Here is a 19407-nt window from a genome sequence, read left to right as displayed (position 1 = left end):
CCGCGAATAATTTATGCCGCTAGTGGCGCCCGCTTGGTGAGGTTGAGCTTCCTGCGCACTTCCTCCGGCCCCAGAATCCTGGCGCCGAGATTGGTGACGATGCTGGCGGCACGTTCGACCAGCTGCGCGTTGGTGGCAAGCACGCCCTTGTCGAGCCAGAGATTGTCTTCGAGACCGACGCGGACATTGCCGCCGGCCAGCACTGCGGCGGCGGCATAGGCCATCTGGTTGCGGCCGATCGAAAAGGCCGACCAGCTCCAGGTCGACGGCACGTTGTTGACCATGGCCATGAAGGTGTTGAGGTCGTCAGGCGCCCCCCATGGCACGCCCATGCAAAGCTGCACAAGCGCATCCGGCTTCAGAACCTGTTCCTCGACCAACTGCTTGGCGAACCACAGATGGCCTGTGTCGAAGGCCTCGATCTCCGGCTTGACGCCGAGCGCGGTCATCATGCCGCCCATGGCGCGCAGCATGCCGGGTGTGTTGGTCATGACATAGTCGGCCTCGGCGAAGTTCATGGTGCCGCAGTCCAACGTGCAGATCTCCGGCAGGCACTGGCGCACATGCTCCATGCGGTTGGTGGCGCCGCCCATGTCGGTGCCCTTTTCATTCAGCGGCAGCGGCGCTTCGGGCGAGCCGAACACCATGTCTCCACCCATGCCGGCGGTAAGGTTCAGCACCACGTCGACGTCTGCCTCGCGGATGCGCTCGGTCACCTCGCGGTAGAGATGAACGTCGCGCCTGGGCTTGCCGGTCTCGGGATCGCGCACATGGCAATGCACGATCGCCGCCCCCGCCTTGGCCGCGTCGATGGCCGAATCGGCGATCTCTTTGGGCGAGCGCGGCACATGCGGGCTGCGGTCCTGCGTGCCGCCGGACCCGGTCACGGCACAGGTAATGAAAACCTCACGGTTCATCGCAAGCGGCATGGAACTCTCCTCCCAGTCGAAACAGGCGCCAAGCATCGCCCGGCTTGCCGAAAACTGCTTTGCGTTTTACGAAGCTTCCATGACTAAAGGCGAAAAACTGACGATCTTTCGCGCCGAGCGTCTGCCGCTCAAGGTGACGATGCTGGTGTTTTCCGGCTCGTCCATCATGTGCGTGGCCTCGGCGGTCGACCCGCTGCGCGCCGCCAACCGCATCTCCGGCGAGACATTGTTCGATTTCAAGCTGGTTTCCGTAACCGGCGAGGCGCCGGTCACCACTTGCGGCCTGCCAGTGGCGGTCAGCGGCCGCTTCGACGCGGCCGAACCGACCGACGTTCTTGTCGTCGTCGCCGGTTTCGGCACGCAGAATTATGCGACGTCGGCTCTGCTCTCGGGCCTGCGCCGCGCCGCCCGTTCGGCGCGCGCCTGCGGCGGCGTCGAGGCCGGTACATGGCTGGTCGCGCGGGCCGGCTTGCTCGAAGGCCGCAGCGCCACCACCCACTGGGAAGACATGGAGGATTTCTCGTCGGCCTTTCCGGGCGTCGACGTCCGCCCGGACCGTTACGTCATCGACGGGCCGGTCTTCACCTCCGGTGGCGCCTCGCCCACCTTCGACCTGATGCTGCACCTCGTTCGCACCCGCCTCGGCATGGCCGTGGCGCTCGATGTGGCCAGCGTCTTCATCTACGATCAGGCCCGTGCGGCCACCGACGCTCAGCCCCTGGTCTCGCTTGGCCGGCTAGACGGCTATGATCCGCGCCTGGCGCAAGCCATCCGGCTGATGGAAGCGCATGTGGACCAGCCGTTGACGGTCGCCGCCGTGGCAAAGCGCGCCGGGGTTACGGCACGGACACTGGAGAGCATCTTCCGCAAGTCGATCGGCGAGACGCCCGGCGCCTACTATCTCAGGCTGCGCCTGGGCGCTGCGCGGCGGCTGGTGATCGACACCAGAGTGGCCATGGCCGACATTGCCGGGCGGACCGGATTTTCATCCGCCGCGGCATTTTCGAGGGCGTTTTCAAGAGCTTTCGGTGAAGCCCCGGTCAGGCTACGCCGGGGTTGATGTACATGTCGTCCAAAGCATGCCCACGGGCTTGACCCGAGGGTGGGAGGCGGTTGATCAGGCAGCTTTCTGCCGGTCGCCGCCACTATCGATCTGCGAGCGCATCTGTCTTGCCAGATGGGTCTCGAAACGGCTGGCAACGGCGCGGTCCCATTCGTTGGAGCGGCGCGCACCATCCTTCGGATGCGGCATTGCCATCAGCCGGTCGATAATCGACCCGGCCTCGCCATTTGAGAGCAGGGCGTCGATTTCACGTTCGTTCTGCATATCGGTTCGCCTCCTTCTTCCTCTCCCGCCACGAGCACCTTCTTATAGGAGATTCGTGACGGCAGTTTGAAGGCAAGAGAGAGGCGATTGAGGGGCGTCAGTGGGCAAAACCTTGTCGTCGATTCCGCACTGGCGCAAAGCCCTTCACCCGGTCTCGGCGCCACCCTCGTCCGCCCGCCGGCACCTTTTCCGTTCAATGGCGAACAGGGCGGCAGGCAAATAAGCGCGACGCCGGGAACTTCTCCCCGCGAAGCGGCGTGGGTAAGCGGAGCGGCGGCTGAACGAGCCGCCGCCCGCCTTTCATCCCTTACACGTAGCGGTTGACGATGTTTTCCAGCAGTTCCTGACGGCCGGAGCGCGGCTGCGGTTCGATCTTCTTCTTCACCACGCGCTCGGCGATGTCCTCCAGCGTGCGCTTGCCGGCAAGCATCGCCTTGGCCTCGCCGCTGTTCCAGCCTGCGTAGCGCTCGGCGAGTGGAGCCGACAGCGCCTTGTCTTCGACCATCTTGGCGGCTGCCTTCAGGCCGCGCGCGCAGGCATCCATGCCGCCGATATGGCCGATCAGCAGGTCCTGCGGATCGAGCGACTGGCGGCGCAGCTTGGCGTCGAAATTGGTGCCGCCGGTCTTGAAGCCGCCCGCCTGCAGGATCTGGTAATAGGCCAGGGCCATCTCCGGCACATTGTTGGGGAACTGGTCGGTGTCCCAGCCCGACTGGTAGTCGTTGCGGTTCATGTCGATCGAGCCGAAGATGCCGAGCGCATTGGCCAACGCCAGCTCGTGCTCGAAGGAATGGCCGGCGAGGATGGCGTGGCCCTGCTCGATGTTGAGCTTGACCTCCTTCTCCAGGCCGAAGCGCTTGAGGAAGCCATAGACGGTCGCGACATCGTAGTCGTACTGGTGTTTTGTGGGTTCCTGCGGCTTCGGCTCGATCAGGATCGTGCCTTTGAAGCCGATTTTGTGCTTGTAGTCGACGACGAGGTTGAGGAAACGGCCGGCCTGCTCCTGCTCGCGGGCAAGGTCGGTGTTGAGCAGCGTCTCATAGCCCTCACGTCCGCCCCAAAGCACATAGTTCTCACCCTTCAGCCGCTTGGTGACGTCGATGCAGCTCTTCACCGTCGCCGCCGCATAGGCAAACACATCCGGATCGGGGTTTGTCGCGGCGCCCGACATGAAGCGGCGGTGCGAGAACAGGTTCGCCGTGCCCCACAAGAGCTTGACGCCAGTCTGCTTCATCTTGGTGGCGAAATAGTCCGCGATCTCGTCGAGGCGCGCGGAACTTTCCGAAAAATCCTTGCCCTCGGGCCGCACGTCGGCATCGTGGAAGCAGAAATAGGGCGCGCCGAGCAGCGAGAACATCTCGAAGGCGACGTCTGCTTTCAGTTTTGCCAGTTCCATCGTGTCGATGCCGCCGGCCTTGGGGAACCACGGCCGATCGAAGGTCTGGCCGCCGAACGGATCGCCGCCCGGCCAGGCGAAGGAATGCCAGTAGGCGACGGCGAAGCGCAGATGGTCTTCCAGCCGCTTGCCGGCCACCAGCTCGTCCGGGTTGTAGAACCGGTAAGCCAGCGGATTAGCCGAATCCGGCCCCTCATATTTGATCTTCTGGATGTCGCCGAAAAAGCCGCTGCTCATGGATTTCCTTCCTCTCCGAAATGGCTCCGCCTGATTACCTCAGGCGTAATTGGTTCCGTTCGTCCGTTGGGTGAAAAGGGTCATGTCAAAGCCAACGAAGGAGACAGATCATGACCGATCTCAACAAGATCGCCGAAAGCTACATCACCGCCTGGAACGAGAGCGACGCCGCGCGCCGTCAGGCGCTGCTCAAGGCGACTTTCACCGAAGACGTCAGCTATCGCGATCCCATCATGCAGGGCGACGGCCATGAAGGCGTCGCGGCGCTGATCGACGGCGTGCAGCAGCGCTTTGCCGGCTTCCGCTTCTCGCTGAAAGGCACACCGGACGGGTTTGCCGACAAAATCCGCTTTTCCTGGAACCTCGGCCCGGAGGGCACACCGTCCATCATCGAAGGCACCGATATCGGCGTCATCGAGAACGGCCGCCTGAAGAGCATTACCGGCTTCCTCGACAAGGTGCCGGCGCAGTGAGGCTTCACGGCTAAGGTAGGCGCCAGGCGCCCCCCTCTGGCCTGCCGGCAATCTCCCCCTCAAGGGGGGAGATTGGCTGATTTTTATACCTTCGCCAACCTCCGGCCTTGCAAGGCTAGCGTAGCCGCCAAAGCTGCCGATCTTCCCCCTAGAGGGGGAGATGCCCGGCAGGGCAGAGGGGGGCGCGTGGCACCTGCTCACGCCGTTGCCGCCCTGATCGCCGGATAAAGCCCGCGGTAGCGCTGGTAGGCATCGGCAAATGCACCATCCAAGCCGGCATCCGGTTCGATCGTTGCATCGGTCCTCGGCGCCGTGCAGACATCGAGCGGATCAGTGTCCGTCGCTGCGATCAGGCCGAGCCGGGCCGCGCCGAAGGCGGCGCCGAAATCGCCGTCGGCGGGAATGTCGACAGGCAGCTGAAGCGCGGTGGCGATGGCCTTCAGCCAGTAGCGCGAGCGCGAGCCGCCGCCGATCGCCGTCACACGCATCAAGCTCGTGCCCGCAGTCTTCAACGCCTCGAGGCTGTCGCGAAAGGCGAAGGCCACGCCTTCCAGCACGGCCTGGGTCAGGACGGCGCGGCTCGATTCATGCGCCAGTCCGGTAAAGGAGCCGCGAATGACGGAATCATTGTGTGGCGTGCGCTCGCCCGAGAGATAGGGCAGGAAGGACACGCCGGTCGGCGCCTTCAGTGTATCGCCCAGTTCCGATGTCAACTCGCCTGCGCCCTTGCCGGTAATCTCGGACAGCCAATTGAGCGAATCGGTGGCCGACAGGATGACGCCCATCTGATGCCAGGTGTCAGGCAGCGCATGGCAGAAAGTGTGGACCGCGCTTGCCGGGTTGGGCAGATAGGAGGCATTGGCGGCAAACAGCACGCCTGACGTGCCCAGAGACACGAACGCATGGCCGGCACGGACCGTGCCCATGCCGCAGGCGGAAGCCGCATTGTCGCCGGCGCCGCCGGCAATCGGGATGCCGGCTTCGACGCCCCATTTCGACGCCAGCTCGCCGCGCAGCCCACCGGCCTTCTGCGTACCCTCGACCAGGGATGGCATGTGCTTTTCGTCGAGCGACGTGGCCGCGAGCAGGTCGGCGGACCAGCGCCGCTTCCCAACGTCGAGCCAGGAAGTGCCAGCCGAGTCCGACATTTCCGAAATATGTTCGCCGGTCAGCCACAGCCGCAGGAAATCCTTGGGCAGCAGCACCTTGGCCACTTTGGCGAAAATGGCGGGTTCGTTGTTCTTCACCCAGGCGAGCTTCGGCGCGGTGAAACCGGGAAAGACGATGTTGCCGGTCAGCTCGCGAAACCGCGGATCGGCGTCGAGCGCGGCTGCCTCGGCATGGCTGCGCGTATCGTTCCACAGAATGCAGGGGCGCAGCACCTTGTCAGAGGCATCGAGCAAGGTGGCGCCATGCATCTGACCGGATAGGCCAATGCCTTTCACCGCCGCGAACTGCCAGGGATGGGAGGCCTTCAGTTCGGCAATCGCGTCTTCGCAGGCGCGTAGCCAGTGGGCTGGATCCTGTTCGGACCAGCCGGGATGCGGCCGCGAAACGTCGAGCGCGCCATGGCCGGAACCGATGACGGTCTGTTCGGCATCGATCAGCAGCGCCTTGACGCCCGACGTGCCAAGGTCGAGGCCGAGATACATGTTTTCCTCCCTTGCCATTATTTTTTTCGGATCTCGAAAAAATATGGCCGAGGCAGTTTTTAAGCCAAGATCCGCCGCGGGTCAATTCTCTGACAATCGGCCGCGCATCACGAAAACAACGCCGACGGCGGGCTGTGAGGCCGCGCCAGCGTACGCGCCGCCACCAACACGCTTTGGAGGGTTGGCGAGACGCACGCCAAGCACCAATTCTGGCTCAATCAAAGCACAGCTCTGTCCGGCCCGTTTTCCAGTTCATCAACCATGACGGGCAGATTAGGCTTTGTAAAACGGAACGAATTGTGTCTTCATTGCGGCGTAGGGTGGGGGCTTGCAATCGCGAATCTTGGAGGGACGCGGTGCGGCGCTTTGAAAACAGGCTTCCGAATGGCGATTCGGAAGACATCGCTAAATTAGTTGTTCTGAAACGGCATATGCCGGTGATGTTTCTTCCTCGAATGCTTGGCGTTTTTGCCGCGACGTCACTGGCGTTGCTGCCCAATTCCGCCGCCTTCGCCGCATGCCTGCTCGTTCCGACCGCCGGAAACGACACCTTCATCTGCGACAGCGGCGATTCGGGCGGGAGCCTCAACGATCTGAACGGCGACAACACGCTCACCTTTCCCGCCGGCGGCACCGGCCAGGTGAGCGGCAATGTCACCTTCGGCGTTGGTTCGGACCGCATCAACATGCAATCCGGTACCATCACCGGCACGGTCGACCAGGGCGGTGGCGCCGATTTCTTCACCATCGGCGCTGGCACCGTCATCGGCAATGTGCAGCAAGGCTCGGGCATAGACGACTTCAACATAAGCGGCGGCCAGATCGGTTCACTTAACCAGGGTGATGGCCTCGACACCTTCACCATGACGGACGGACGCATCGTCGATTTCTTCGACGACGGCGACCATGCGGTGATGACGGGCGGCCGCATCGGCCGCGTCAACATGAAGCTCGACCAGAACTACTTCAACATGTCCGGCGGCGCCATCGACCGCAACCTGGTCACCGGCTTCGACAAGGACACGATCATCCTTTCGGGCGGCACGATCGGCGGCAACATCAGTGTCAGCGGCGGCAATGACAGCGTGACGATTACCGGCGGCACGGTCGGCGGCGACGTGCTGATGAGCTTCGGCGCCGACAGTTTCGTCTGGGACGGCGGCGGCATCATCTATGGCGCCGTCGACCTCGGCGCCGACAACGACACGGCAAAGCTGAGCAACCTGACCAATTCCAATATGGGCGGCGCCGACGCGCTGAATGGTGGCCTCGGCACCGACACGCTGAGTTTCGACAACGTCAAGCTCAAAGGCATCAGCCGGGTGCAGAACTGGGAGAGCATCGACGCCACCAATGACACCGAACTCACGCTGGACGGCAATCTGGTGCTGGGAGACAGCGGCACCGGCACAGGCTCGCTCAGCGTCGATGCCGCAAGCACGCTCTATGGCGGCGGCTTCAACGCGTCGATACAGGCCTTTACGGCGGGCCAGCTTGCGGACGTCGTCAATGCCGGCCGCATCGACCTGACCAATGGCAGTACAGGCGCGACGGATCGGCTGACGATTTCGGGCAATTACACCGGGCTTGGCGGCCTGCTGCTCATCCAGACAGAACTCGGCGATGATTCCTCGGCCTCGGACAGGCTGGTGCTGTCGGGCGGCACGGCTTCCGGCTCGACCGGCATCGGGGTGGTCAATGTCGGCGGCACGGGTGCCGAGACGACGCAGGACGGCATCATGGTCGTCCAGGCGGTCAATGGCGCCACCTCCAGCGCCAGCGCCTTCGCGCTCGACGCGCCGGTCGCGGCGGGCGCCTTCGAATATTATCTGTTCAAGGGTGGCGTCACCGCAGGCCGCGCCGAGAACTGGTATCTGCGCTCGTCGTTGATAACGCCGACATCGCCGGCCGCGGCGCCGCCGGGGATCGGACCGACGGCGGCGCCCGAGCCCGAACCTCCGGCAACCGAGCCGCCGCCGCCGCCTTCCCAACTGCCGCACGTGCCCGTGCCGTCCGAAGGCGACGTCAACAATCCGCCGGTCGATCCGACGCCGCCGGTGCAGGCCGGCGATCCGGAGCTCCAGCCCCCGCCACCCCCGCCGGCGGCACCGGCGGCTGATCCGCCACCGCCGCCCCCGCCCGTCCCGACTGCGGTGCCCGATCTTCCGACGCCCGCGGCAGGGGAGGAGATCCTGCTCTACCGTGTCGAGGTCCCGGTCTATTCGGCGGTTCCGCCGGTGGCCGAGCATCTGGCGATGACGACACTTGGTACTTTCCATGAACGGCGAGGCGAACAGAGCCTGTTGTCAAACACCGAACTCTCTCCGGTCTGGGGCCGTATCTTCGGCCAGGACGCGAAGATGGGCTGGTCGGGAACGGTTTCGCCGTCGTTCGACGGCACCTTGTTCGGGTTCCAGGGCGGCTTCGACGTGTTTGGCCAGGAAACCGCTTCAGGTGGCGTCGATCGTGCCGGCCTGTTCATCGCCTATGCCACCATGAACGGCGATGTGCGCGGCCAGGCGCTGGGGCAGAACGATCTGGGCGTCGGCGACATCGATCTCGGCGGCACCAGCGTCGGCGGCTACTGGACCCGTATCGGTCCCGGGGGCTGGTACCTGGACGGGGTCGTCATGGCCACTTTTTTCAGCGGCGATGCGACCTCGACCCGCGACATCGGCATCGATGTCAAGGGAACCGGCGTCACCGCTTCGCTGGAAGGGGGCTACCCGATCGCGCTGGCGCAAGGCTGGACGCTCGAACCGCAGGCGCAACTGATTTGGCAGCATCTATCGCTCGACGATGCCGAGGATCGCTTCGCGTCGGTTTCCTTCGATCTCGACGACAACGTCACCGGACGCCTCGGCCTGCGCCTGCAGGGCGAGACGACATTGAACGGCACCGTGCTGCAACCTTACCTCAAGGCCAATCTCTGGCACGGTTCCGGTGGCACGGATCACGTCAACTTCGACACCACCGACATCTCGACCGAAAGCCGCTCGACCTCGTTCGAATTCGGCGGCGGCGTGACCGCCAAGGTGACGGACAAGGTCAGCCTCTTCGCCACCGGCGACTACACCACCAATCTCGGCGGTGACAAGCGGCGCATCCTTGAGGGCAATCTCGGCGTCAGCATCAAGTGGTGAGACGGCGAAGCTGGCGCTGTTTTCGTGCGTAAAGTCGACGCCGCCCCTCATCCGCCGGCAGGCAGGTGAGGGGCAGCGCTAACGCTGTGCGTTGAGCGAATCCCCCTTGTTCAATTCCCTGAACGCATCGCCACTGTGGCGATGCCGGCGCCAACCAGCAGCGTGCCGCCGGTGCGGTTGAAGACGCGGATCGCCCTAGGGTTGCGCACAAGGTTGCGCGCTCGCGACGCGATCAGCGCGTAGCCGAAGGCATTGGCGAAGGCGAGCGCCAGGAAGGTCGTCTCGAAGATCAGCATCTGCGTCCAGAAATCGGCGTGCCGGTCGAGGAACTGCGGCAGGAAGGCGACGAAGAAGGTGATGCTTTTCGGGTTGAGCGCGGTGACCAGCCAGGCATGCCCCATCATCCTGGCGGAGGACACGGCATCGGTGCGCGGCTCGGCCTTGAGCGCGCCGCCGGCCCGGAACAGTTTTACGCCGAGATAGACCAGATAGGCAGCGCCGATCAGCTTCAGGATCGTGAAGACGGTGGCCGAAGCTGCCAGCAGGGCGCCGATGCCCAGCATGGACAAGGTCATCGCCGTGAAGTCGCCCAGCGCCACGCCGACGGCCATCGGCAGTGCGGTGCGCCATCCCTGGCCGAGGGCATAGGACACGACCAGAAGGATGGTCGGTCCCGGAATGACTAGGAGGATGGTCGACGCGGCAGCGAAGGCGGCCCAGTTTTCGAAGGACATGCTCGTCTCCTTTGAGCTCAAAGAAGAGGATAAATCCTTCGGTCCAGGAGAATGTAAAGCGGTTTGTTTCTACCCCCGCCAACGGCAGTTCGGCGTCAGTCGAGCCGCCCGACAGGTTCACGATCTCGGCGAGAAGCTTGAAATTGATCTTTCAGGTCTTGCACATGGAGGTCCCCCGCTTTTGACACGCTGGCGCCGGGATCATGACCCGCCCGAGGTGATTTCGTGCAGGGCACGCTGGTTGGCGATACCGGAGAGGGCGCAATGGCGCCCAGCCTGTTCGCAAATGCAGGCAGCGCAAGGCCTTCACGCTTTATCAACCATGAATGATGAAAATGCTCGTCATCCGGCCGGACCGTGCTTCCCGCCGACAGCGTAGGGTTTGGGTACATGCGTGAGTTGCCGCAAGGTCTGAGGCCGCCGCGAAACGGCGACGCAATCGAAACCGATAGTCTTGTCTCCCGCCGCGCCGTTTTATCCGGGGCAGGGGCGTTGGCCTTGCTTGGCGCCGCCGGCTGCTCGACTTCGGGCGGCGGCCTGCCGGCGCTTGAGCTCGACGACACGGTCACCGGCTCTGTGCGGCCGATCCGGCCGAGCATCAGCGTCGACAAGAACATCACCAGCCCCGACCTGATGTACGCGTCCCTGAGCGACGGCGGCTTCAACGTGCCCGAGGTGCCCTACCTCAAGATCAAGCCGGAATTCCGCCGCCAGATCGTCGTCGACCAGACGGGCGAAGCGCCCGGCACCATCGTCGTTCATCTCAATGAGCGCATGCTCTACCTCGTCCAGCCGGGGGGCGACGCCATCCGCTACGGGGTCGGCATCGGCAAGGACGGCTTCCGCTGGTCCGGCCGCGCCAACATCCAGTACGGACGGGAATGGCCGACCTGGACCCCGCCGCCGGAAATGATCGCCCGCAAGCCGGAATTGGTAAAATGGCAGGGCGGCCAGCCCGGCGGCCTCACCAACCCGCTCGGCGCGCGTGCTCTCTACATCTATCAGGACGGCAAGGACACCGGCTACCGCATCCATGGCTCGCCCGAATGGTGGAGCATCGGCCAGGCCATGTCGTCGGGCTGTGTGCGCCTGATCAACCAGGACATCATCGACCTCTACAGCCGCGTTTCCAAGAAGAACCCGGTCGTCGTCGTCTAGCTCAAGCCTCACCTCGCGGCCCCTGGCGCGGCCGGTCGTTTCTGCCGTTGCGCGATGGCCAAAGACAGGCGAAGGTGCCTGAAATTCAATCGCCCGGGAGAATTTCACCAATGGCCGGAACTTTCGTCATCGCGCAGGGCGGCGGCCCGACGGCCGTCATCAACCAGACCGTGGTCGGGGCGACGCTGGAGATCCGCAAGCGGCATCCCGGCGCCAAGGTCCTGGGCTCCATCCACGGCGTGCGCGGTATCCGCGACGGCAATTATGTCGACCTCTCCGCCGTCCCGGAAGACCGCCTGCGGCTGATCGCCGGAACGCCGAGCGCGGCCCTTGGCTCGACGCGCGACAAACCGGATGCAGCCTATTGCGAGGTCGTCCTCGACGGCCTGAAGAAGGCCGGCGCGGATGCCTTCATCTATATCGGCGGCAATGACACGTCGGGCACGCAGCAGATCCTGACCGATGCCGCCGGCGGCAAGATCGCGTTCGTGCATGCGCCCAAGACCATCGACAATGATCTCGAGGAGAACGACCACACGCCGGGTTTCATCTCGGCGGCCGAGTTCGTCGCCGGCGCTTTCCTGTCCGTCGATCTCGATTTTCGCGCTCTGCCCGGCATCTATGTCGGCATCGTCATGGGCCGGCACGCCGGCTTCCTCACGGCCGCGGCCGCGGCTTGGCAGCTCGATCCCGACAGTGGTCCGCATCTCGTCTACGTGCCGGAGCGGCCGTTCTCGGCCACAGCCTTCATCGAGGACGTGCGCGCCACGCTCGACCGCCACAAGCGCTGCATCGTCGCCGTTTCGGAAGGGGTGAGCACCGCCGACGGCAAGGCGCTGGTTGAAAGCCTGGTGCCGCCGGAGAAGCTGGAGCGCGACCAGCATGGCAACGTCAAGCTATCGGGCAGCGACCTGCCGGCGGCACTTGAGCGGGCGCTCGCCGAAGGGCTGCCTGGCAAGCGTGCCCGCGTCGATGCGCTGGGCTACATGCCGCGCGGCTATGTCGGCGCCATCAGCGCCGTCGACGCGCAGGAGGCGTTCGACGCGGGAGCTTTCGCGGTCACCGTGGCCGAACAGGGCGGCGGCTCCGTGGCGCTGCAATATGACGGCACCAAAACCGTGCTGAAGAAGGTGCCGCTAAAGAACGTGGCCGGCAAGACCCGTCACATGCCTGAGAACTTCATGAAGCCGGACGCCAACCATCTGTCCGATGCCGGCATGGCCTATCTGAAGCGGCTGGTGCCGGAAAAATACAAGGTCGGAAATCCCTTCGTCTGATGTCGGGACCATACTTGATCTCAGGCTCACACCTGATGCGAGGCTCACACCTGATGCCGGGCTCACGCTTGATGCCGGGCCGCTTCTGATGGAGAACTGGTTCAGCAGGAGCATCGTCGACGACAAGACGACCATGCTGACCGAGCCGTTCGTGCATGACTATGTGCGCGCCAACATCTGGCATCTCACCGGCCGGGACGCCGACCTCTTGGTCGATACCGGCATGGGCATCTGCCCGCTGGCGCCGGAGATCGAAACCCCGGCCGGCAAACCGCTCATCGTCGTCGTCACCCACATCCATCTCGACCATGTCGGCTCGCTGCATGAATTCGCGCTGCGCGCGGGACCGAGGATGAGCGCCGCGCAGTTCGAGAGCATGGATGAGGCGGCGACCTACGCCTACATGTTCCACGACCTCGACGGCGCCGTCTCGCAACTGCCGGCGCCGGGCTGGAAGGCTGCGGATTACAAGATCCCGCCAGCGCCGCTGACGCGCACCCTCGACGAGGGTGATGTCGTCGATCTCGGCGACCGCCGCTTCCGCGTGCTGCATCTGCCCGGGCATTCGCCGGATTCGATCGCGCTTTTCGACGAAGCAGACGGCCTGTTCTTCAGCGGCGACGCCATCTATGACGACCGGCTGATCGACGACCTGCCAGACTCCGACAAGTCGGCCTATTGCCTCACCATGCGGCGTCTGCTCGACCTGCCGATCCGCATCGGCCATGGCGGTCACGGCCCGAGTTTCGACGGCGAGCGCATGCGCGAGATCGCCTCGGCCTATCTCAACCGAGCGGCTGGTCCATAAGCCGGCTCTAAAATTAAATCTTCGTAAGGTCGCCCGAAAACCCTAAATCGGGCCAATCCGCGCCCTAGATGCTGGTTTGTCGATCCGGCCGGCTGCCATGCGCGGCGAGACAGGCAATCCGGCTGTCGACAGCCGACGGGTGTTTTCCCCCGAACCATCCGCGGCCCAGGTTCAACTCTCGCCCGGACAGAACGACCATGTCACCCATAAGCATTCTTCGTAGACATCGCGTCGCGGCCCTGCTGGGCGCTGCGCTGATCATCTCTCCCATCGTGGCCTCCTTCGCCGAAAGCCCGAACGAGGTCCACAACGCCGTCGGTACGACACAGACCCCCGTAGCCGGCGTAGCGGCCCCGAACGGCTCCTTTGCCCCCATCGTGGCAGCCGACAAGCCGGCCGTGGTGACGGTTACGACCGTCATGAAGGGGCAACCGGACGCCATGAGCGATGCCTCGCCCCTGGACGGCGGCGGCTCGCCTTTCGACGATTATTTCCGCCAGTTCTTCGGCGACCAGGGCATGCCCGGGCCGAAAGCGCCGCCGCAGCAGTCGCAGGGCGCCGAAGCGCTCGGATCCGGCTTTATCGTCGGCGCCGACGGCACCATCGTCACCAACAACCATGTCATCGACGGCGCGAGCTCGATCAAGGTGACGCTTGACGACGGTACAGAGCTTCCCGCCAAGCTGGTCGGCCGCGACGCCAAGAACGACCTTGCGGTGATCAAGATCAAGGCCGACAAGCCCCTGCCGACGGTAAAATGGGGAGATTCCGATAAGTTGATGCCGGGCGATCAAGTGCTGGCCTTCGGCAATCCGTTCGGCATCGGCACCACGGTCACCTCAGGTATTGTCTCGGCGCGCGGCCGCGACCTCCACAGCGGGCCGTTCGACGATTTCATCCAGATCGACGCGCCGATCAACCACGGCAACTCTGGCGGTCCGCTGGTCGATGTGAGCGGCAACGTCGTGGGCATCAACACCGCGATCTATTCGCCGAATGGCGGCAGCGTCGGCGTTGGCTTCGCCATTCCGTCCGACCAGGCGCAAAAGGTGGTCGCCAAGCTGATGAAGGGCGGCGAAATCGAATACGGCTATCTTGGCGTCCAGATCCAGCCGGTGACCCCGGACGTTGCCAGTGCCATAGGTCTCGATCACCCCGGCGGCGCATTGGTCTCCTCGGTCACCGAGGGCTCGCCGGCGGCCGCGGCCGGCATCCAGACGGGGGACCTCATCACCGGCTTCGCCGGCCAGGAGATAAAGGATCCCAAGGACCTGTCGCGTGCCGTCGCCGATGTCTCGCCCGGCAAGAAGGAAATGCTCGACGTCTGGCGCAATGGCAAAACCATGCAGCTTTCCGTCGACGTCGGCCGCAATGGCGACGATGCGCAGACCGCGTCGGTATCTGGTGATTCCGGCGCGCCGGGAAACGGGCAGGGCGCCCGCCTGCCGGCGATCGGGCTCGGCCTGATGGACATCACGCCCGATATTCGCCAGCAGATGAACCTCCCCGACAACCAGCGTGGCGCGGTGGTCGCCGCGGTCAATCCCGACAAGGCGGCGGCGGCTTCCGGCGTCCAGCCCGGCGACATCATTATCGCCGTAAACCAGATGCCGGTGAAGAGCGCCAGGCAGGCCACGCAGGCGATCGCGCAGGCCGGCAAGTCAGGCCGCAAATCGGTGCTGCTGCTGGTGGAACGAGGCGATGCCCAGATCTATGTCGCCGTGCCCTTCGCCAATGGCTGAGACATCGCGTTGACATGAATGCAGGGATGGCGGGCTTGTCGGTCGACGAGCCCGCCTCCCGGCAGGGATTGATGCTTCAAGCCTTGAAATTCGAACCGCAAGGTAATACCTTAGGAAGACACGGTATTACCGAGGAACGGAGATGGCGACGACCGTTACAGCGAAGGGACAAGTGACCATCCCCAAACCGGTTCGCGATCTCCTGGAGATCGTCCCGGGAAGCAAGGTCGATTTCCGGCGCGCTGCCGATGGCAGCGTGGTGCTGACCCGTGCTGACAAAAAGCAGCCGGCGAGCCGCTTCGCCAGGTTGCGAGGTCATGCCGGCGAGGGGCTCACGACCGACGCGATCATGGCGCTGACGCGCTCCGAACGGTGACGCTCGTCGACACCAACGTTCTGCTCGACGTTGTTACGGACGATCCGAGCTGGGCGGATTGGTCGGTTGCCCATCTCGAGGCAGCGAGCCTCGACGGGCCGTTGTTGATCAATGATGCGGTCTATGCCGAGCTTGCCGTCCGCTACGCACGCATCGAGGATCTGGAGGCGTTTGTCGAGGCGGCCGGTCTAGAAATGGTTCCGATGCCAAGAGCAGCCCTCTTCCTTGCCGGAAAAGCATTTACACAATATCGCAGATCGGGAGGATCCAGGACCGGCGTGCTGCCTGACTTTTTCATCGGCGCCCACGCAGCCGTCGGACGCCTTCCGCTGCTGACGCGTGATATCGGCCGCTACCGGACTTATTTCCCTTCTGTGACGCTGATCACTCCCTGAATGGCCGTCGGATTTCGCTCCAAAGCGTGTCGCATCGAATGGGCTCATGCGACGCGCTTTAAGCGGCGTTGCAGACCGCCGAGCGCCGCCGGTCACGCCTCGATGTCAAGCGCCGAAAGCGGCTTGGAGCAGCAGGCGAGGATGAAGCCGTCCTCGATCTCGTGATCGAGGATGCCGCCATTGTGGCTCATCTCGACCTCGCCCGAGAGCTTCTTGACCTTGCAGGTTCCGCACAGGCCGAATTCGCACGCGGCGGGGATTCTGACTCCCGAGGCGCGCGCCGTCTGCAGCACCGTCTGGCCGGCGACGCATGCGGCATCGACATCCGAAATCGAGAACCGGATCGGCGTCGCGGCTTCGACAGGAATGGCTGCGCCGTCTCCGGTCGGCGAGGCGAACGGCGCCGGGATTTCCTCCACCAGCGGCGCTGCAAAGCTCTCCTGATGGTATCTCGCCATGTCGAAGCCGGCGGCTTCGAGCATGCCGCGCACGGCACGCATGAAGGGGTCGGGGCCGCAGCAGAAGATTTCGCGCTCTCGGAAATCGGGCGCCAAAAGCGGCAGCCGGATGGCGTCGATGCGGCCCATATGGCCGAACCAGCCTTCCCGGCTCGACCGCTCCTCGATCATGAAACCGAGCGACAGGCCGGGCATGCGGCTGCCGAGCAATTCCAGCTCCTTGCGGAAGATGATCTCTTCGGGGCGGCGGGCGCAGTTGACGAAGCCGACATCGGTCCATGGCGCGCAGTCGTTCAGCCAGCGCAGCATCGACATCATCGGCGTCACGCCGGAGCCGGCCGAGATGAACAGATATTTGGCCGCCGGGTGGCTGTGCAGCGAAAAGTCTCCGGCCGGCCCATACGCCTTGACGTGCGAACCAGGCCTCAAATGGTCGAACATCCAGCGTGTGCCGGTGCTGCCGGCCTGCGCCTTCACCGTCACCGCGATCGAGAATGGCCGTGAAGGCGAAGACGACAGCGTGTAGGTGCGCATCAGCAACCCATCCGCTGTCGGCAGTTCCAGCGTCACGAACTGGCCCGGCTTGTAGCGGAACCAGGTCTGGTTGTCGGAGCGGAAGGTGAAGGTCTTTACATCAGGCGCCTCGTCGCTCACGCCGATCACTTCCAGCACCTGGAGCCTGTCGTTCCAGGGCGCCATCTGATCGAGATGGCGATAGAGGCCGAGATCCGTCATCGCATTCATCCCTTACCTCTCAAGCAACGCTGCGCAGGGCCGGCCGGCCGTCTTCGGCGAGACGCGGACCGATGAAACGCGCGTACCAGTCGACGAACTGGATGACGCCGCCTTCGTGCAGTTCGGAATAGGGGCCGGGTTCATAGGCCGGCGACAGGATGCCGAAGGCGTTTTCCTCGACGATGCGACGATCCTGGCCGTTGGTCTCGGTCCAGACATGGGTGAGTTCGGCAAGGTCGTAGTCGACGCCCTCGACCGCGTCCTTGTGAACCAGCCATTTGGTCGTCACCGCGGTCTCGGTGGCGCTGATCGGCAGCACGCGGAACGTGACGGCGTGGTCGCCAAGGATGTGGTTCCAGGTCGTCGGATAGTGATAGAGCAGCAAGGAGCCGATGCGGTCGGTGGCAACGCCGTCGGACAGGTTCTTCTTGACCGCGCGTTTTCCCGTCATCGTATAACTGACGGCATCGCGCAGCAGCGGCGCGCGGGTGGCACGGTACTGTCCGGCCGGGTCGATGCGGAACCTGCTCGGCAGGCCGGCCGCCTCGCACTTGGCCCAGTGCGACAGCATCTCCGGGTCGCTGTCGGCGTCTTGCACGCCAGTCACGGTCGGCGCCTCCGGGAAGGTCTTGCAGAGCTCCGGATGGTTGCCGGCGCAATGATAGCATTCGCGGTTGTTTTCCCAGACCAGCTTCCAATTGCCCTTCTCGACGATGGTGCTCTCGAAGGCGACCTTTGCTTCGCGCAGCCGATGCGGCAGCAAATAGGGTTCGATCATCGTCCGCATCGGCGCGAAATCCGCCGGCTCGTCGGCGAGGCAAATGAAGATGTAGCCGCCGACGCTTTCGCAGGCGACCGGCTTCAGGCCGAACTGGCTCTTGTCGAAACCCTCGGCCATCTGCCTGGCGAACAGCAGCCTGCCGTCCAGTTCATAGGTCCACTGATGGTAGGGGCAGACGAGCTTCGCCGCCGTGCCCTTGTCTGTGTTGCAGACGCGGCTGCCGCGATGGCGGCAAGAATTGTGGAAGGCGTTGATGTTGCCCTTCTGGTCGCGCACCAGCACCACAGGATAGTCGCCGATCTGCACGGTGATGAAGCTGCCGGGCCGGGGCAGTTCGCAATCATGGCCGATGAACAGCCAGTCGCGGTACCAGATCAGCTCCATGTCGAGCTTGAAGTAGTCGGGATCGGTATAGAAGGGCTGCTCGAGCGAGAAGCCGTCCCTGCGGCCTTGCAGCCGTTTCAGCATGTCGTTGCGCGCATCCATGTCCTGTCCTCGCATTGAAGTCCTGTCCTCGCATCGAAGGACTGAACGGAGGGGAGAGAGGAAGGATCAAGCCGCGCGCCGGCTTGCGCCGGACATGCACCATCCGCCTCTTGACCGCCCGCCGCGATCAGTCGAGTCCAACATCTCGGGCTGGTTTCCGGGCTCTGGAGCTGTCCTTGCGGACTGTCGCGACACCTTCCCAGGCCTTTGCCCAGTGGTCTCCCGTTGCGACCTGAACTCCACCACCGTTGCGGGGGCAGCGCCGGATTCTGACCGGCTTCCCAATTCTCCGCCTCGTCGTCACGCGGCGGCACCTGAGATGGCAGGATCTAACCATGATCGCCGGCTTGTCGTCGGCATGAAAACGACATCGCATCCATGCCGCGCGACACGCACTGAAAACGGTGCGGCCGCCGTTGCAGGGGCAGAAAGCCTCAGGTCGCCGCCTCGGATTCCGTCTCGTGGCGGAGGCAAAAAAGGTTAACGGTTTCGAAAAGTGACTATTAGCGCCCTCTAAAATCGAACCGAACGGTTCGTTTCTGTTGACGATGCGTGCAGGACGGTGTGAACACTGGGCCTTCGACACAGTTGGTGATCGCGCCGTCTGTTAGAATAACTATTTGATAACAAATGGAAAAAACGAATGTAGAAGGCCCTGGCACAATTTCAAGTGGTGGAAACTTGGTCCACACGGAAAAACTTCGTGATTGGAAATGGCGGTATGGCTTTCCCACATCGGGGCTGTCCGAACGACGCGATTTCCTCCCGAGACACGCCGCTAGACGGACGGAAAAATACTGGAGTATCAAAAAATGAAAAAGATCATTCTCACTGCCGCCGCCCTTCTGGCTGTTTCCGGCAGCGCCTTCGCTAGTAGCGACCATTATGGTTCGAATGCCCCTGCGGCCACCGCCGTCGACAGCTCGTACACCGCTTCGACCAAGAAGTCGGAACCGGCTGCCCAGACGCCTGTCCAGGGTGCCGATCGCAACCTCTTCGGCAACAACTAACAGCCGATCTCCAGTTGACGGCGGGCCTTCCGCCGTCCTGGCGAAATTTGAGAATTCAGGAGACTTGAAATGAAGAAGATCGTTCTTGCTGCCGCCGCCGTCCTGGCCGTGTCGGGCAGCGCTTTCGCCGGCAGCGACAACTATGGCTCCAATGGCGCCAACCAACCTGCTGTCACCTCGGTCGACAACGCGCACACGGCTTCGGTCCAGAAGTCGGCGCCGTCTGCCCAAGCGCCTGTTCAGGGTGCCGATCGCAACCTCTTCGGCAACAACTAACAGCTGATCTCCAG

The 19407-nt window shown here is 63.8% G+C and carries 18 protein-coding genes and 1 riboswitch; of the genes, 11 read left to right on the top strand and 7 right to left on the bottom strand.

Annotated elements, in window-relative coordinates; genetic code table 11:
• Positions 1 to 11: 11 nt before the first annotated feature.
• The gene (locus FJ972_RS01730; RefSeq protein ID WP_140525796.1) at positions 12 to 929 is read right to left on the bottom strand and encodes a 3-keto-5-aminohexanoate cleavage protein; all 918 of its coding nucleotides are present in this window, start codon (positions 927 to 929) and stop codon (positions 12 to 14) included.
• Between the two features lie 79 nt (positions 930 to 1008).
• On the opposite strand from FJ972_RS01730, the gene FJ972_RS01725 reads away from it, so the two are divergent.
• Positions 1009 to 1989 carry a GlxA family transcriptional regulator gene (locus FJ972_RS01725; RefSeq protein ID WP_140491100.1) on the top strand — a complete coding sequence of 327 codons (981 nt, stop codon included), beginning with the start codon at positions 1009 to 1011 and terminating at the stop codon, positions 1987 to 1989.
• 57 nt (positions 1990 to 2046) lie between these two features.
• Here the strand turns inward: FJ972_RS01725 and FJ972_RS01720 are convergent, their stop codons facing one another.
• Together FJ972_RS01720 and xylA are read right to left on the bottom strand one after the other, a co-directional pair.
• Positions 2047 to 2256, bottom strand: coding sequence for a hypothetical protein (locus FJ972_RS01720; protein ID WP_140517775.1), 210 nt, complete (start codon positions 2254 to 2256; stop codon positions 2047 to 2049).
• A gap of 307 nt (positions 2257 to 2563) precedes the next feature.
• Entirely contained in the window at positions 2564 to 3889 is a 1326-nt protein-coding gene (gene xylA / locus FJ972_RS01715; protein WP_140525795.1) for a xylose isomerase, read from the bottom strand.
• Between the two features lie 110 nt (positions 3890 to 3999).
• On the opposite strand from xylA, the gene FJ972_RS01710 reads away from it, so the two are divergent.
• Positions 4000 to 4362: a nuclear transport factor 2 family protein gene (locus FJ972_RS01710; RefSeq protein WP_140525794.1), complete on the top strand. Its 363-nt coding sequence runs from the start codon at positions 4000 to 4002 to the stop codon at positions 4360 to 4362.
• Positions 4363 to 4559: 197 nt separating this feature from the next.
• Here FJ972_RS01710 and xylB read toward each other — a convergent pair whose 3' ends face one another.
• A complete protein-coding gene (gene xylB / locus FJ972_RS01705; protein WP_140517792.1) occupies positions 4560 to 6014 on the bottom strand; it encodes a xylulokinase in 1455 nt (484 codons plus the stop codon).
• 440 nt (positions 6015 to 6454) lie between these two features.
• Between xylB and FJ972_RS01700 the strand changes: the two genes are divergently transcribed.
• Positions 6455 to 9157: an autotransporter outer membrane beta-barrel domain-containing protein gene (locus tag FJ972_RS01700; RefSeq protein WP_226880482.1), complete on the top strand. Its 2703-nt coding sequence runs from the start codon at positions 6455 to 6457 to the stop codon at positions 9155 to 9157.
• A 110-nt stretch (positions 9158 to 9267) separates the two neighbouring features.
• Here the strand turns inward: FJ972_RS01700 and FJ972_RS01695 are convergent, their stop codons facing one another.
• Positions 9268 to 9891: a LysE family translocator gene (locus FJ972_RS01695; RefSeq protein ID WP_140517779.1), complete on the bottom strand. Its 624-nt coding sequence runs from the start codon at positions 9889 to 9891 to the stop codon at positions 9268 to 9270.
• A 390-nt stretch (positions 9892 to 10281) separates the two neighbouring features.
• On the opposite strand from FJ972_RS01695, the gene FJ972_RS01690 reads away from it, so the two are divergent.
• The 6 genes from FJ972_RS01690 to FJ972_RS01665 all read left to right on the top strand — a co-directional run bounded on the left by FJ972_RS01690 (position 10282) and on the right by FJ972_RS01665 (position 15647).
• A complete protein-coding gene (locus tag FJ972_RS01690) occupies positions 10282 to 11049 on the top strand; it encodes a L,D-transpeptidase (protein WP_140501239.1) in 768 nt (255 codons plus the stop codon).
• A gap of 110 nt (positions 11050 to 11159) precedes the next feature.
• Complete coding sequence (locus FJ972_RS01685; protein ID WP_140525621.1) at positions 11160 to 12326, top strand: diphosphate--fructose-6-phosphate 1-phosphotransferase; 1167 nt, start codon at positions 11160 to 11162, stop codon at positions 12324 to 12326.
• A gap of 88 nt (positions 12327 to 12414) precedes the next feature.
• Positions 12415 to 13134: an MBL fold metallo-hydrolase gene (locus tag FJ972_RS01680; RefSeq protein ID WP_140525620.1), complete on the top strand. Its 720-nt coding sequence runs from the start codon at positions 12415 to 12417 to the stop codon at positions 13132 to 13134.
• Positions 13135 to 13331: 197 nt separating this feature from the next.
• Positions 13332 to 14876 carry a DegQ family serine endoprotease gene (locus tag FJ972_RS01675; protein WP_140525619.1) on the top strand — a complete coding sequence of 515 codons (1545 nt, stop codon included), beginning with the start codon at positions 13332 to 13334 and terminating at the stop codon, positions 14874 to 14876.
• A 142-nt stretch (positions 14877 to 15018) separates the two neighbouring features.
• The gene (locus FJ972_RS01670) at positions 15019 to 15252 is read left to right on the top strand and encodes an AbrB/MazE/SpoVT family DNA-binding domain-containing protein (RefSeq protein WP_140501232.1); all 234 of its coding nucleotides are present in this window, start codon (positions 15019 to 15021) and stop codon (positions 15250 to 15252) included.
• On the top strand, positions 15249 to 15647 hold the full coding sequence (locus FJ972_RS01665; RefSeq protein ID WP_140525618.1) for a type II toxin-antitoxin system VapC family toxin: 399 nt from the start codon (positions 15249 to 15251) through the stop codon (positions 15645 to 15647). The genes FJ972_RS01670 and FJ972_RS01665 overlap by 4 nt, the downstream gene beginning before the upstream one ends.
• 92 nt (positions 15648 to 15739) lie before the next feature.
• Here the strand turns inward: FJ972_RS01665 and FJ972_RS01660 are convergent, their stop codons facing one another.
• Entirely contained in the window at positions 15740 to 16840 is a 1101-nt protein-coding gene (locus tag FJ972_RS01660) for a hybrid-cluster NAD(P)-dependent oxidoreductase (RefSeq protein WP_140501228.1), read from the bottom strand.
• A gap of 19 nt (positions 16841 to 16859) precedes the next feature.
• A complete protein-coding gene (locus FJ972_RS01655) occupies positions 16860 to 18107 on the bottom strand; it encodes an aromatic ring-hydroxylating oxygenase subunit alpha (RefSeq protein WP_140525617.1) in 1248 nt (415 codons plus the stop codon).
• A 130-nt stretch (positions 18108 to 18237) separates the two neighbouring features.
• Positions 18238 to 18440: riboswitch (cobalamin riboswitch) on the bottom strand.
• Positions 18441 to 18919: 479 nt separating this feature from the next.
• Here FJ972_RS01655 and FJ972_RS01650 point away from each other — a divergent pair.
• Positions 18920 to 19117 carry a DUF680 domain-containing protein gene (locus tag FJ972_RS01650; protein WP_140501224.1) on the top strand — a complete coding sequence of 66 codons (198 nt, stop codon included), beginning with the start codon at positions 18920 to 18922 and terminating at the stop codon, positions 19115 to 19117.
• 69 nt (positions 19118 to 19186) lie between these two features.
• Positions 19187 to 19393, top strand: coding sequence for a DUF680 domain-containing protein (locus FJ972_RS01645; RefSeq protein WP_140525616.1), 207 nt, complete (start codon positions 19187 to 19189; stop codon positions 19391 to 19393).
• Positions 19394 to 19407 lie beyond the last annotated feature (14 nt).

Source organism: Mesorhizobium sp. B2-1-1, from assembly GCF_006442975.2.
GTDB lineage: Bacteria > Pseudomonadota > Alphaproteobacteria > Rhizobiales > Rhizobiaceae > Mesorhizobium.
Note: the sequence above shows the minus strand (reverse complement) of the source record. Positions and strands in the feature narration are given on the sequence as shown.

Bases quoted from the DNA above. Each gene is read 5' to 3' on its own strand.
- FJ972_RS01645 (WP_140525616.1), top strand. From the start codon at position 19,187: ATGAAGAAGATCGTTCTTGCTGCCGCCGCCGTCCTGGCCGTGTCGGGC.
- FJ972_RS01720 (WP_140517775.1), bottom strand. From the start codon at position 2,256: ATGCAGAACGAACGTGAAATCGACGCCCTGCTCTCAAATGGCGAGGCC.
- FJ972_RS01670 (WP_140501232.1), top strand. From the start codon at position 15,019: ATGGCGACGACCGTTACAGCGAAGGGACAAGTGACCATCCCCAAACCG.
- FJ972_RS01695 (WP_140517779.1), bottom strand. From the start codon at position 9,891: ATGTCCTTCGAAAACTGGGCCGCCTTCGCTGCCGCGTCGACCATCCTC.
- FJ972_RS01685 (WP_140525621.1), top strand. From the start codon at position 11,160: ATGGCCGGAACTTTCGTCATCGCGCAGGGCGGCGGCCCGACGGCCGTC.
- FJ972_RS01710 (WP_140525794.1), top strand. From the start codon at position 4,000: ATGACCGATCTCAACAAGATCGCCGAAAGCTACATCACCGCCTGGAAC.
- xylA (WP_140525795.1), bottom strand. From the start codon at position 3,889: ATGAGCAGCGGCTTTTTCGGCGACATCCAGAAGATCAAATATGAGGGG.
- FJ972_RS01675 (WP_140525619.1), top strand. From the start codon at position 13,332: ATGTCACCCATAAGCATTCTTCGTAGACATCGCGTCGCGGCCCTGCTG.
- FJ972_RS01690 (WP_140501239.1), top strand. From the start codon at position 10,282: ATGCGTGAGTTGCCGCAAGGTCTGAGGCCGCCGCGAAACGGCGACGCA.
- FJ972_RS01655 (WP_140525617.1), bottom strand. From the start codon at position 18,107: ATGGATGCGCGCAACGACATGCTGAAACGGCTGCAAGGCCGCAGGGAC.
- FJ972_RS01725 (WP_140491100.1), top strand. From the start codon at position 1,009: ATGACTAAAGGCGAAAAACTGACGATCTTTCGCGCCGAGCGTCTGCCG.
- FJ972_RS01650 (WP_140501224.1), top strand. From the start codon at position 18,920: ATGAAAAAGATCATTCTCACTGCCGCCGCCCTTCTGGCTGTTTCCGGC.
- FJ972_RS01680 (WP_140525620.1), top strand. From the start codon at position 12,415: ATGGAGAACTGGTTCAGCAGGAGCATCGTCGACGACAAGACGACCATG.
- xylB (WP_140517792.1), bottom strand. From the start codon at position 6,014: ATGTATCTCGGCCTCGACCTTGGCACGTCGGGCGTCAAGGCGCTGCTG.
- FJ972_RS01730 (WP_140525796.1), bottom strand. From the start codon at position 929: ATGCCGCTTGCGATGAACCGTGAGGTTTTCATTACCTGTGCCGTGACC.
- FJ972_RS01660 (WP_140501228.1), bottom strand. From the start codon at position 16,840: ATGACGGATCTCGGCCTCTATCGCCATCTCGATCAGATGGCGCCCTGG.
- FJ972_RS01700 (WP_226880482.1), top strand. From the start codon at position 6,455: ATGTTTCTTCCTCGAATGCTTGGCGTTTTTGCCGCGACGTCACTGGCG.